Genomic DNA, 12,731 nt, shown 5'->3' on the forward strand with positions numbered 1-12,731 from the left:
TCGCAATGTCGAAGTTTTTCATTGACCGGCCTATCTTCGCCTGGGTTATAGCCCTGGTGATCATGCTGGCGGGCGGGTTGTCGATCCTCTCGCTGCCGGTGAACCAGTACCCGGCCATCGCCCCGCCGGCGATCGCCATCCAGGTCAGCTACCCGGGTGCCTCCGCGGAAACCGTGCAGGACACGGTGGTCCAGGTGATCGAGCAGCAGATGAACGGTCTCGACCATCTGCGCTACATCTCCTCGGAGAGCAACGCCGACGGCAGCATGACCATCACCGTGACCTTCGACCAGGGCACCAGCCCGGACATCGCCCAGGTCCAGGTGCAGAACAAGCTGCAGCTGGCCACGCCGCTGCTGCCGCAGGAAGTGCAGCAGCAGGGCATCCGCGTGACCAAGGCGGTGAAGAACTTCCTGATGGTCGTCGGCATCGTCTCCGAAGACGGCAGCCTGACCAAGGAAGACCTGTCGAACTACATCGTCTCCAACATCCAGGACCCGCTGTCGCGTACCGCTGGCGTGGGCGACTTCCAGGTGTTCGGTTCGCAGTACGCCATGCGCATCTGGCTGGACCCGGCCAAGCTCAACAGCTACCAGCTGACGCCCAACGACATCGTCACCGCGGTGCAGGCGCAGAACGTGCAGATCTCCTCCGGCCAGCTGGGCGGCCTGCCCGCCTTGCCGGGGCAGCAGCTCAACGCGACCATCATCGGCAAGACCCGCCTGCAGACCGCCGAGCAGTTCGGCGACATCCTGCTCAAGGTCAACACCGACGGCTCCCAGGTGCGCCTGAAGGACGTCGCCCAGGTGGGCCTCGGCGGCCAGGACTACAGCATCAACGCGCAGTTCAACGGCAAGCCGGCCTCGGGTATCGCCATCAAGCTGGCCACCGGCGCCAACGCGCTGGACACCGCCAAGGCGATACGCGCCACCATCGGCCGCCTGCAGGAGTTCATGCCCGAGGGCATGAAGGTGGTCTACCCGTACGACACCACCCCGGTGGTCTCCGCTTCCATCCATGAAGTGGTCAAGACCCTCGGCGAGGCGATCCTCCTCGTGTTCCTGGTGATGTACCTGTTCCTGCAGAACTTCCGCGCCACCCTGATCCCGACCATCGCCGTGCCGGTGGTGCTGCTGGGCACCTTCGGCGTGCTGGCGGCGTTCGGCTTCTCGATCAACACCCTGACCATGTTCGGCATGGTGCTGGCCATCGGCCTATTGGTGGACGACGCCATCGTGGTGGTGGAGAACGTCGAGCGGGTGATGGCCGAGGAAGGCCTGCCGCCCAAGGAGGCGGCGCGCAAGTCCATGGGCCAGATCCAGGGCGCGCTGGTGGGCATCGCCATGGTGCTCTCGGCGGTGTTCCTGCCGATGGCCTTCTTCGGCGGCTCCACCGGGGTGATCTACCGGCAGTTCTCCATCACCATCGTCTCGGCCATGGCCCTGTCGGTGCTGGTGGCGCTGATCCTCACCCCGGCGCTGTGCGCCACGATGCTCAAGCCCATCGAGAAGGGCGACCACGGCGAGCACAAGCGTGGCTTCTTCGGCTGGTTCAACCGCAAGTTCATCGACACCACCCACGGCTACGAGCGTGGCGTGACCTCGATCCTCAAGCACCGCTCGCCGTACCTGCTGCTGTACGTGGTCATCGTCATCGGCATGGCCTGGCTGTTCACCCGCATCCCCACCTCCTTCCTCCCCGACGAGGACCAGGGCGTGCTCTTCGCCCAGGTGCAGACGCCGCCGGGCTCCACCGCCGAGCGCACGCAGAAGGTGGTCGACCACATGCGCGAGTACCTGCTGGACAAGGAAGGCCAGGCGGTCAGCTCGGTGTTCACCGTGACCGGCTTCAACTTCGCCGGCCGCGGCCAGAGCTCGGGCATGGCCTTCATCATGATGAAGCCCTGGGAAGAGCGCCCCGGCTCGGAGAACAGCGTGTTCGCCGTGGCCCAGCGCGCCCAGCAGTACTTCTTCAGCATCAAGGACGCGATGGTCTTCGCCTTCGCCCCGCCGGCGGTGCTGGAGCTGGGCAATGCCACCGGCTTCGACATCTACCTGCAGGACCAGGCGGGCGTCGGCCACGACGCGCTGATGCAGGCGCGCAACCAGTTCCTCCAGCTCGCCGCGCAGAACCCCGTGCTGCAGCGCGTGCGCCCCAACGGCCTGAACGACGAGCCGCAGTACCAGCTGCTGATCGACGACGAGAAGGCCAGTGCGCTGGGCATTTCGCTGGCGGACATCAACAGCACCATCTCCATCGCCTGGGGTTCGAAGTACATCAACGACTTCATCGACCGCGGCCGGGTGAAGAAGGTGTACGCCCAGGGCGAACCCGGTGCGCGCATGAGCCCGGAAGACCTGGCCAAGTGGTACGTGCGCAACAGCAGCGGCGAGATGGTGCCCTTCACCGCCTTCGCCACCGGCAAGTGGGCCTACGGCTCGCCGAAGCTGGCGCGCTACAACGGCGTGCCGGCCATGGAAATCCTCGGTGAGCCGGCCCCGGGCCGCAGTACCGGCGAGGCCATGGCGGCGGTGGAAGAGATCGTCCAGCAACTGCCCAAGGGCATCGGCTACTCCTGGACCGGCCTGTCCTACGAGGAACGCCTGGCCGGCTCGCAGACCACCTCGCTGTTCGTGCTCTCGGCCATCGTGGTGTTCCTCTGCCTGGCGGCGCTGTACGAGAGCTGGTCGATCCCGTTCTCGGTGATGCTGGTGGTGCCCCTGGGGATCATCGGTGCGCTGCTGGCCACCTCGATGCGCGGGCTGTCCAACGACGTGTTCTTCAAGGTCGGCCTGCTCACCACCATCGGCCTGTCGGCGAAGAACGCCATCCTCATCGTGGAGTTCGCCAAGGAACTGCACGAGCGCGAGGGCAAGCACATCGTCGACGCGGCCATCGAGGCCTGCCGCATGCGTCTGCGCCCGATCGTCATGACCTCGCTGGCGTTCATCCTCGGCGTGGTGCCGCTGGCGATTTCCAGCGGCGCCGGCTCCGGCAGCCAGCACGCCATCGGTACCGGCGTGATCGGCGGCATGGTCACCGCGACCGTGCTGGCGATCTTCTGGGTGCCGTTGTTCTACGTGGTGGTCAGCACCCTGTTCAAGGACAAGGCGTCCAAGGAACAGGCGACCACCGAGAAGGGGCATTGATATGAGAAAGTCCTTACTCAGCCTGGCCCTGGCGACCGCCGCGCTGTCCGGCTGTTCGCTGATCCCGGACTACCAGCGCCCCGAGGCGCCGGTAGCCCAGGCCTACCCCCAGGGCCCGGCCTATGCCGGCGCCCAGGGCGGCGGCGCGACCGCCGCGGACCTCGACTGGCAGAGCTTCTTCAGCGACCCGCAACTGCGCCGCCTGGTCGAAGTGGCCCTGGACAACAACCGCGACCTGCGCGTCGCCGCGCTGAACGTCGAGGCCTACCAGGCGCAGTACCGCATCCAGCGCGCCGAGCTGTTCCCGGCGGTGAGCGCCGACGTGAGCGGCTCGCGCCAGCGCCTGCCGGAGCGGGTGTCGACCACCGGCAACGACATGATCAGCAGCCAGTACGGCGCCACCCTGGGCGTCACCGCCTGGGAAGTGGACCTGTTCGGCCGCCTGCGCAGCCTGCGCGATGAGGCCCTCGAGCAGTACCTGGCGACCGAAGAGGCGCGCCGCAGCACCCAGACCGCGCTGGTGGCCAACGTCGCCAACGCCTACCTGACGCTGCGCGCCGACCAGGCCCAGCTGAAGCTGACCCGCGACACCCTGGCCACCTACCAGAAGACCTACGACCTGACCAAGCGCAGCAACGAGGTCGGCGTCGCCTCGGCCCTGGACCTGCGCCAGGCGCAGACCTCGGTGGAAAGCGCGCGGGCGACCCTGGCGCAGTACACCCGCCTGGTGGCCCAGGACCAGAACGCCCTGACCCTGCTGCTGGGCAGCGGCGTGCCGGCCGACCTGCCGCAAGGCATGGACCTGGAGCAGCAGGTGCTGGCCCAGGTGCCGGCGGGCCTGCCCTCGGACCTGCTGCAGCGGCGCCCGGACGTGCTGGAAGCCGAGCACCAGCTCAAGGCGGCCAACGCCAACATAGGCGCGGCGCGGGCGGCCTTCTTCCCGAGCATCAGCCTGACCGCCAACGCGGGCAGCCTGAGCCCGGACCTGTCCGGCCTGTTCGACGCGGGTTCCGGCACCTGGCTGTTCAAGCCGTCCATCAGCCTGCCGATCTTCAACGCCGGCAGCCTGAAGGCCAGCCTGGACCTGGCCAAGGTGCAGAAGAACATCTACGTCGCGCAGTACGAGAAGGCCATCCAGACCGCCTTCTCGGAAGTCGCCGACGGCCTGGCCGCACGGGGCACCTATGGTGAGCAGCTGACCGCCCAGCGCGCCCTGGTCAAGGCCAGCGAGGACTACTACCGCCTGGCCGAGAAGCGCTATCGCACCGGCGTGGACAACTACCTGACCCTGCTCGACGCCCAGCGCTCGCTGTTCAGCGCCCAGCAGCAGCTGATCACCGACCGCCTGAACCAGCTCACCAGCGAGGTGAACCTGTACAAGGCGCTCGGCGGCGGCTGGCAGGAAAGCACCGCGCAGAAGCAGTCCAAGGCGCAGCCCAAGGGCTGAGGCCCATGCCTACGAAAACGCCGCCCCTCGGGGCGGCGTTCTCGTTTGTGGAGCCCGGCGATTTTTGTCCTGCAGGCCATGCCGGGGTGCTCTTCGTAGGAGCGGGCCCTGCCCGCGATTCGCGCGCAGGGCGCGCTCCTACAGGGGAATGGCGCGGGTGGGGTTGCGTAGGAGCGGATCTCATCCGCGAATCGCGCCGGGACGTCCGGCTATCGCGGACAAGGTCCGCTACGATCGTGCCTCCCTGGAATTGTAGGCGGGCCCTGCCCGCGATTCGCGCGCAGGGCGCGCTCCTACAGGGGAATGGCGCGGGTGGGGTGGCGTAGGAGCGGATCTCATCCGCGAATCGCGCCGGGACGTCCGGCTATCGCGGACAAAGTCCGCTCCTACGACCGTGCCTCCCGGGAATTGTAGGAGCGGGCCCTGCCCGCGATTCGCGCGCAGGGCGCGCTCCTACAGGGGAATGGCGCGGGTGGGGTTGCGGATCTCATCCGCGAATCGCGCCGGGACGTCCGGCTATCGCGGACAAGGTCCGCTCCTACGACCGTGCCTCCCTGGAATTGTAGCGGGCCCTGCCCGCGATTCGCGCGCAGGGCGCGCTCCTACAGGGGAATGGCGTGGGTGGGGTTGCGTCGACATCGTAGGATGGGTTGAGCGGAGCGATACCCATCGCCATGGTCCGATGGGTATCGCAAGCTCAACCCATCCTACGAAGAGCGTCCCTACAACGCGGCGCCTTGCCCGGCCGGGCGGATGTCGTGGTCGGCCAGCCAGTCCAGGGCGCATTCGCGCAGGCGTTCGGCCTGGTAGTCGTACCAGGCCTGGAGCAGGTCGGGGTAGCCCATGAGCACGTGGCGGAAGGCCTTGAACGGCTTGCGCCCTTCCAGGGCCGAGGCCATGGCGGCGTAGGCGTGGGGTTCGCCGACTTCGCGGAGGAAGTCGCGCATCAGTTCCAGGGATTCGCGGCTGCTCAGCGGCTCGATCGGCAGCAGGCGCTCCGGGTCCTGCTCCAGTAGGAGCAGCAGGTCCGGGTCGGGGGAGTCGCTCAGCAGCGGCACCACCTGGCCGCTGCCCAGGTCCAGGTAGTGCTCTATGTCGCTGGTGTCGAGGGCGACGGCGAGTTCGTCGAGGTCGATGGTCAGCGGGCGCATGGTCACTCTCCGGTTGGGCGAGAGCCCAGCCTATCCCATGCGCGGCCTTCCTGTCCGCTGCAATCCTGTTACAGGCGGAAGCGCCCGACCTGGCCCTGCAGGTCGCTGCCCAGGCGCGCCAGTTCGTTGCTTGAGGCGGCGGTCTGCTGGCTGGCGGCGGCCGACTGCTCGGCGATGTCGCGGACCTGGCCGACGCTGCGGCTGATCTCGGCGGCGACGCTGCTCTGCTGTTCGGCGGCGGAGGCGATCTGCAGGTTCATGTCCTGGATCCGCGCCACGCTGCGGGCGATGGCGGCCAGCGCGTCGCCGGCGCGGCGCGTCAGCTCGACCGAGTCGCCGGTCAGCTCGCGGCTGTCGTCCATGCACTGCGCGGCGTCCTCGGCGCCGCGCTGCAGGGCGGCGATCAGCGCCTCGATCTCGGCGGTGGACTGCTGGGTGCGCTGGGCCAGCGCGCGCACTTCGTCGGCGACCACCGCGAAGCCGCGCCCGGCCTCGCCGGCGCGGGCGGCCTCGATGGCGGCGTTGAGGGCCAGCAGGTTGGTCTGCTCGGCCACCGACTTGATCACGTCGAGCACGCTGCCGATCTTCCCGCTGTCGCCGCGCAGGCGCGCCATGGCCTGGGTGGAGCGTTCCACCTCGGCGGCCAGCTGGTCGATGCGGGCGATGGCCTGGCCGACCACCTGCTCGCCGTCGCGGGCCTGGGCGTCGGCCTGGCGGGCGGCGCCGGAAGCCTGCTCGGCGTTGCGCGCCACTTCCTGCACGGTGGCGGCCATTTCCTCGATGGCGCTGGCCACCTGCTCGGTTTCCAGGCGCTGGCTGTCGACGCCGGCGCGGGTCTGCTCGGTGACCGCCGACAGCTCGTCGGCGGCGGTGGCCAACTGGCCGACGCTGCCGCCGATGTGGCCGATCAGCTCGCCCAGGCTGTCGCGCATGCGCAGCATGGTGCGCTGCAACTGGCCCAACTCGTCGCGGCGCTGCAGGTGCAGGTCGCCGCCCAGGTCGCGGGACAGGTCGCCCTGGGCGATGTGCTCGGCCAGTTCGAGGGATTCGTGCAGCGGGCGGACGATCTGGCGGTTGATCGCCCACACCGAGAGGGCGCCGAAGAACAGCGCGAACAGGGCGGTCAGCGCTTGGTGCCATTGCGCCTGGCTGGCCGCCGCGTCGCGCTGCTGCAGCCCTTCTTCGAACAGGGCGCCGCTGGCGCGGAACAGGGCTTCGGCACGGCTGTCGAGGCCGGGGTTGGCTTGGGCGCGCTGCTGCTGGTCGGCGCGCAGCAGGTCGTCGGCGGCCTGGGCGTAGTCGGCAAGGGCCTGGCGCAGGGTGTCGAGGCGGGGCCCGGCGAGGCCGTCGCGGGCCAGGCGCTCGCTGCCGGCCTGCAGTTCGCCCAGTTCCGAGCGCAGGCGCTGGGCCTGTTCCGCGCTGCCTTCGAGCTGGTAGCGCAGGCGCGCCAGTTCCGCCTGGCGGGCGCCGCCGTCGAGCTGACCGATGTGCGTCAGGCGTTCGCTGTAGGCGCCCTGTTCGTTCAGGCCCTGGATGCCGCCGAGCAGCACCAGCAGGGTCAGCAGCAGGCAGATGCCGAAGCCCACGGTGAGCTTGAGGCTGACGTTCATGCGGCCGAGCTGAAGGACCAGCCAATCGTACATGTCGAATACTCCAGGCAGACGAGGCCGCGGGACGGGCCCGAAGCCGGAAATGCAGGCTGTTTTGTCGTTCTTCTTGTCGTGCAGGCGAGGGACTTTTTCGGGACGCATCTGTGTGCGTCATAGCTTATCGGCGATGTTGTCTGAAACTTCAGTGCCAGATTGGTAATTTTTCTTACGTCGGCAAAGGCCCGCCGGGACGGCGGGCCGGAGGGGGAGGACTCAGAGGCGGAAACGGCCGACCAGGCCCTGCAGCTCGGTGCCCAGGCGCGCCAGCTCGACGCTGGAGGCGGCGGTCTCCTCGCTGGCGGCGGCGGTCTGCTCGGAGATGTCGCGCACGCTGAGCACGCTGCGGTTGATCTCCTCGGCCACCGCGCTCTGCTGTTCGGCGGCGGCGGCGATCTGCTGGTTCATCGACTGGATGCCGGAGACGGTGCGGGTGATGGCCTCCAGCCGCTCGCCGGCGCGGCGCGCCAGTTCCAGGGTGTTGTCGGTGAGCGCGCGGCTGCTCTCCATGCGCTGTACGGCCTGCTGGGTGCCGCTGTGCAGGCCGGCGATCAGTTCCTCGATCTCCTCGGTGGACTGCTGGGTGCGCCGGGCCAGGGCGCGCACTTCGTCGGCGACCACGGCGAAGCCGCGCCCGGCGTCGCCGGCGCGGGCCGCCTCGATGGCGGCATTGAGGGCCAGCAGGTTGGTCTGCTCGGCCACCGCCTTGATCACGTCGAGCACGCTGCCGATCTTCTCGCTCTCGCGCTTGAGCTGCTGCACCGCCTCGTTGGAGCGGCCCACCTCGCCGGCCAGGCGGTCCATCTGCCCGACCGCCTCGCTGACCGCCTGGGCGCCGGCGCCGGCCTCGCGGTCCGCGGCGCTGGCGGCTTCCGAGGCTTCCTCGGCGTTGCGCGCCACTTCCAGCACGGTAGTGGCCATCTCGGTCATGGCCGTGGCCACCTGGTCGGTCTCGCTCTTCTGGTTGTTCACCCCGGCGCTGGTCTGCTCGGTGACCGCCGAGAGTTCCTCGGCGGCGCTGGCGATCTGGGTGACGCCGTCGTGGATGCGGCCGATCAGCTCGCGCAGCGACTGGTTCATGCGCTGCATGCTGGCCTGCAGCTGGCCCAGCTCGTCGCGGCGCTCGACGCGCAGTTCCTGGCTGAGGTCGCCGTCGGCGATGCGCGCGGCGGCGGCCAGCGACTGGCGCAGCGGCAGGACGATCTGCCGGGTGATCAGCCAGGCCGCCAGCACGCCCAGCACCAGGACCAGCAGCGAGGCCAGGGCCAGCAACTGCTTGGCGTGGCTGGCGTCTTCATTGCGCTTGGCGGTCTGGCCGTCGCTCAGTTCAACGCTGAGTTTCTCGATCAGCAGGCCGCTGTCGCGCATCTGGTCGCGCGCCTGCTGGCTGTTGTTGACTTCGTTGCGGTAGCGGTCCAGCGCCTTGCGGTAGTCGCGCAGGGCGTTCACCACGGCCTGGTAGTTGGCCTGCTGCTCCGGCACGGCGGCCTGGGCGCGTTGTTCCACGGTGGCGGTGACCTGCTCCAGGGCGCTGAACGCGCCCTGTTCGAGGCTGGGGTCTTCGTTGGCGGTGTAGCTGAGCACCTGGAAGCGGGCGTCCATCAACTGGCGGCCCAGCTCGGAGACGTCGGCGATGGCCTTGAGGGAGTCGACGCTGCCGCTCTCCACCAGGTGCTGCTCCACCAGCTCCAGCCCCTGGGTGACCACCGAGGCCTTGCGGATCAGCGTCTTGCGCGCGCTGTCGCGGCTGTCGAAGGACTTCCGCAGGCCCTTGAACAGGGTGCGGTACTGGCTGGTGAGCTGGCGTTGCTGCTCGACCTTCTCCAGGTCCGAGGGCACGACGAGCAACTGGCCGACGCGCTGTTGCTGCCGGTCCAGCTCGTTGATGCTCTGTTCCACCAGCTTGGCGTCTTCCGCGGTGCGGCTGGACTGGTATTTCAGGCGGGTGGTGCGCAGGTCCTTGGTCATGGCGAGCAGCTTGGAGATTTCGCCGATCTTGTCGCCCCGGGATATCAGGCTGTTCAGGTTGAGCGCGCCGGTCAGCGCGATGAGCAGGGTGAGCAGCAGCACCAGGCCGAAGCCGATGGCGAGTTTCCAGTTGACCGTGAGATTGCTGAACCAGCGGGACATGAACGCGGCGCTCCAGGGGACGATGGGGCTGCGGCTGCCGCGGGGGCGGCCGCCGATTGACCAATGCCTGTCATATCGGCGAGGCGACACGAATCTGAAATTTCTTTAGTGATTTTCTGACAGACGCTCTCCGGCGGGCCTGCCGCGGCGCTTGGCCTCAGAACAGCCGGGCCAGCAGGGCGGTGACCGCGGTTTCCACGCGCAGGATGCGCTCGCCGAGTTGCACCGGGGCCAGCCCGGCTTCGCGCAGCTTCTCGACTTCGTAGGGAATCCAGCCGCCCTCGGGGCCGATGGCCAGGGTCACGGCCTGCTCGACCGCGCGCGGGCACTCCGGCCAGGGCCCGGGATGGCCGATCAGCCCCAGGCTGCCGGCGGCCAGGGCCGGCAGGCGGTCTTCGACGAAGGGCTTGAAGCGCTTTTCGATGGTCACTTCCGGCAGCACGGTGTCGCGGGCCTGCTCCAGGCCCAGGACCAGCTGTTCGCGGATGGCCGCGGGTTCCAGGAAGGGCGTCTGCCAGAAGCTCTTCTCCACCCGGTAGCTGTTCAGCAGCACCAGGCGCGGCACGCCCATGGCGGCCACGGTCTGCAGCACGCGGCGGAGCATCTTCGGCCGCGGCAGGGCCAGCAGCAGGGTCAGCGGCAGCTTGGCCGGCGGCGCCTGGGTGAAGCTCACCTGCAGCTGCGCCTCGTCGCGGGAAAGGCTCAGCAGGCGGCCTTCGCCCATCAGCCCGCCCAGGCGGCCGACGCGCAGGCTGTCGCCGCTTTCGGCGCGGTGCACTTCGTGCAGGTGGGTGAGGCGGCGGTCGCGCAGCAATACGCGGTCCGCCGCGACGAAGTCGGCGTCGTCGAGCAGCAACAGGTTCACGGGCGCGTCGCTGGCGGCTGGTCGCCTTTCTCTTCGGGCTGCTCGTCCTCGTCGCGGTTGCGCTTGCGGATCAGCCGGCTGAACAGCACCCCGGCCTCGAACAGCATCCACATGGGCACCGCCAGCAGCGTCTGCGACATCGGGTCCGGCGGGGTGAGGACCATGCCGACCACGAAGCAGCCGATGATGACGTAGGGGCGGATCTTCTTCAGGTAGGCCACGTCGACCACCCCGATCCACACCAGCAGCACCGTGGCCACGGGGATTTCGAAGGCCACGCCGAAGGCGAACAGCAGGGTGAGGAAGTCCAGGTAGCTGTTGATGTCGGTCATCGGCGTCACCCCTTCCGGGGCCTGGCCGAGGAAGAAGTGGAACATCAACGGGAACACCAGGAAGTAGGCGAAGGCCATGCCGGTGTAGAACAGCACCACGCTGGAGGCCAGCAGCGGCAGGGCCACGCGCTTCTCGTGCTTGTACAGGCCGGGGGCGATGAAGCCCCAGATCTGCGCCAGGATCACCGGCATGGCCAGCAGCACGGCGACGATCATGGTCAGCTTCAGCGGCGCGAGGAAGGCCGAGGCCGGGTCGATGGCGATCATGGTCGCGCCTTCCGGGAGGAAGCGGCGCAGCGGCGCGGAGGCCAGGGCGTAGATCTTCTGCGAGAAGTACAGCAGGCCGATGAAGATCACGAAGATCGCCACCACGCAGCGCAGCAGGCGCGTGCGCAGCTCGGTCAGGTGCGAGACCAGGGGCATTTCCTGGTCGTTTTCGGGCTGTTCGGGTTTTTCGTCGCTCATGGGGTACGCGGCGTCTCGGACGGAGGGGCGGCGGCCGGCGCGGCCGGGGCCTCGGGCGCGGCTGGCGCGGCAGGTGCCTCGGGTGCGGCCGGGATACCGACGCCGGGCATGTTGGCCAGGCGGCTGTTCGGGGCGATGGTCGGCGGCGCCGGCGGTGCCGTGGGCTCGGCCTGCGCGGCGGTTTCGGCCGGCGGCTGCTGGCCGGTGAGCGGCGCCATCAGCTTCTGCGCTTCACGCTCCATCTGCAGGATGTGCTCGTTGTGCAGTTGCCGGCGGATTTCGTCGGCGCCCAGCTCGCGCTCCACTTCCTGCTTGATGGCGTTGAAGCTGCGTTTCAGCCGGCCGATCCACAGGCCCGCGGTGCGCGCGGCGCCGGGCAGGCGCTCGGGGCCGAGCACCAGCAGGGCGACCAGGCCCACCAGCAGCAGTTCGCTGAAGCTGATTCCGAACATGGCGTTCTTCCCATCAGTCCTTGCGCTGTGGCTCTTCGACCTTCTGCGCCTGGGCGTCGATGGTGTGCGGCTGGTTCAGCGGCGGGTTGGCCGGCGGCTGCTGCTGGGGCTTCTCGTCCTCTTCGGTGTTCATCGCCTTGCGGAAGCCCTTGACCGCCTCGCCGACGTCCGAGCCCAGGGTCTTCAGGCGCTTGGTGCCGAACACCAGCACCACCACGATCAGGATGACGACCCAGTGTTTCCAGTCAAAGATGCCCATCTTGTTCTCCTCGAAGTAATCGGGTTCAGGCCGACGGCTGGCGCGCAGCTTTCTCGTCGTGGCCGGAGAGGCCGAAACGGCGCTCCAGCTCGTCCAGCACCGCCTGGGGATGCTGGCCGAGGGCGGCGAGCATGACCAGGGAATGGAACCAGAGGTCGGCGGTTTCGTAGATCAGGTCCGTGCAGTCGCCGCTCTGCGCGGCGTCCTTGGCGGCGAGGATGGTTTCCACCGATTCCTCTCCGACCTTTTCCAGGATCTTGTTCAGTCCCTTGTGGTACAGGCTGGCCACGTAGGAGCTTTCGGGGGCGGCGTTCTTGCGCCCCTCCAGCACCTCGGCCAGGCGCGCGAGGGTGTTGTCACTCATGGCTGTGCCCCGGCTTGTCGTAGATGGCGTGCGGGTCCTTGAGCACCGCGTCGACGACCTTCCAGCCGCCGTCCTGGTAGACACGGTAGAAGCAGCTTTCGCGGCCGGTGTGGCAGGCGATGCCGCCGACCTGCTCGACCATCAGGATGACGACGTCGGCGTCGCAGTCCAGGCGCAGCTCGTGCAGCTTCTGCACGTGGCCGGATTCCTCGCCCTTGCGCCAGAGCTTGCCGCGCGAGCGCGACCAGTAGATGGCGCGGCCCTCGGCGGCGGTCAGGGCCAGGGCCTCGCGGTTCATCCAGGCCATCATCAGCACGCGGCCCGTCTTGTGGTCCTGGGCGATCGCCGGCACCAGGCCGTCGGCGTTCCAGTGAATTTCGTCCAGCCAGTCTTTCATCTTCGCTTCCGTACAGCGGGCGCTCTCGCGCCCCGCGGCAGTTTCGGTGATTCCCAAGTGTGCCAGCAGTGGCG

11 protein-coding genes and 1 pseudogene are annotated in these 12,731 nt (G+C 68.6%); 2 read left to right on the forward strand and 10 right to left on the reverse strand.

Annotation, left to right across the window (positions count from 1 at the left end; all coding sequences use genetic code 11):
* Positions 1–5 precede the first annotated feature (5 nt).
* Both QSJ95_RS05280 and QSJ95_RS05285 read left to right on the forward strand, forming a co-directional pair.
* Complete coding sequence (locus QSJ95_RS05280; RefSeq protein ID WP_043315852.1) at positions 6–3,149, forward strand: efflux RND transporter permease subunit; 3,144 nt, start codon at positions 6–8, stop codon at positions 3,147–3,149.
* Position 3,150: 1 nt separating this feature from the next.
* On the forward strand, positions 3,151–4,596 hold the full coding sequence (locus QSJ95_RS05285; protein ID WP_061560523.1) for an AdeC/AdeK/OprM family multidrug efflux complex outer membrane factor: 1,446 nt from the start codon (positions 3,151–3,153) through the stop codon (positions 4,594–4,596).
* 722 nt (positions 4,597–5,318) lie between these two features.
* On the opposite strand, the gene QSJ95_RS05290 is transcribed toward QSJ95_RS05285, so the two are convergent.
* The 10 genes and pseudogenes from QSJ95_RS05290 to hisI all read right to left on the reverse strand — a co-directional run bounded on the left by QSJ95_RS05290 (position 5,319) and on the right by hisI (position 12,657).
* Positions 5,319–5,747, reverse strand: a complete 429-nt coding sequence (locus tag QSJ95_RS05290) for a UPF0158 family protein (RefSeq protein ID WP_009615389.1) — start codon at positions 5,745–5,747, stop codon at positions 5,319–5,321.
* Between the two features lie 68 nt (positions 5,748–5,815).
* Positions 5,816–7,390, reverse strand: coding sequence for a methyl-accepting chemotaxis protein (locus QSJ95_RS05295; protein WP_285640615.1), 1,575 nt, complete (start codon positions 7,388–7,390; stop codon positions 5,816–5,818).
* A 219-nt stretch (positions 7,391–7,609) separates the two neighbouring features.
* The gene (locus tag QSJ95_RS32945) at positions 7,610–8,482 is read right to left on the reverse strand and encodes a methyl-accepting chemotaxis protein (RefSeq protein WP_372241065.1); all 873 of its coding nucleotides are present in this window, start codon (positions 8,480–8,482) and stop codon (positions 7,610–7,612) included.
* Positions 8,468–9,523, reverse strand: a pseudogene (locus tag QSJ95_RS32950) (methyl-accepting chemotaxis protein); the annotation flags it as partial. The gene QSJ95_RS32945 and the pseudogene QSJ95_RS32950, both read right to left, overlap by 15 nt.
* Positions 9,524–9,680: 157 nt before the next feature.
* Entirely contained in the window at positions 9,681–10,388 is a 708-nt protein-coding gene (locus QSJ95_RS05305) for a 16S rRNA (uracil(1498)-N(3))-methyltransferase (RefSeq protein ID WP_058487685.1), read from the reverse strand.
* Positions 10,385–11,185 carry a twin-arginine translocase subunit TatC gene (gene tatC / locus QSJ95_RS05310; protein WP_009615398.1) on the reverse strand — a complete coding sequence of 267 codons (801 nt, stop codon included), beginning with the start codon at positions 11,183–11,185 and terminating at the stop codon, positions 10,385–10,387. Before tatC ends, QSJ95_RS05305 begins: the two co-directional genes overlap by 4 nt.
* Positions 11,182–11,637 (reverse strand): Sec-independent protein translocase protein TatB, encoded by a 456-nt coding sequence (gene tatB / locus QSJ95_RS05315; protein WP_285640620.1) that lies wholly within the window; start codon positions 11,635–11,637, stop codon positions 11,182–11,184. The genes tatC and tatB overlap by 4 nt, the downstream gene beginning before the upstream one ends.
* A gap of 13 nt (positions 11,638–11,650) precedes the next feature.
* Positions 11,651–11,896, reverse strand: a complete 246-nt coding sequence (locus tag QSJ95_RS05320; RefSeq protein ID WP_009615402.1) for a twin-arginine translocase TatA/TatE family subunit — start codon at positions 11,894–11,896, stop codon at positions 11,651–11,653.
* A gap of 25 nt (positions 11,897–11,921) precedes the next feature.
* On the reverse strand, positions 11,922–12,260 hold the full coding sequence (locus QSJ95_RS05325) for a phosphoribosyl-ATP diphosphatase (RefSeq protein WP_009615404.1): 339 nt from the start codon (positions 12,258–12,260) through the stop codon (positions 11,922–11,924).
* Positions 12,253–12,657, reverse strand: a complete 405-nt coding sequence (hisI, locus tag QSJ95_RS05330; RefSeq protein WP_069862463.1) for a phosphoribosyl-AMP cyclohydrolase — start codon at positions 12,655–12,657, stop codon at positions 12,253–12,255. The genes QSJ95_RS05325 and hisI overlap by 8 nt, the downstream gene beginning before the upstream one ends.
* Positions 12,658–12,731: the final 74 nt, after the last annotated feature.

This window comes from Pseudomonas sp. NBRC 100443 (assembly GCF_030268185.1).
GTDB classification, from domain to species: Bacteria; Pseudomonadota; Gammaproteobacteria; order Pseudomonadales; family Pseudomonadaceae; genus Pseudomonas; species Pseudomonas citronellolis.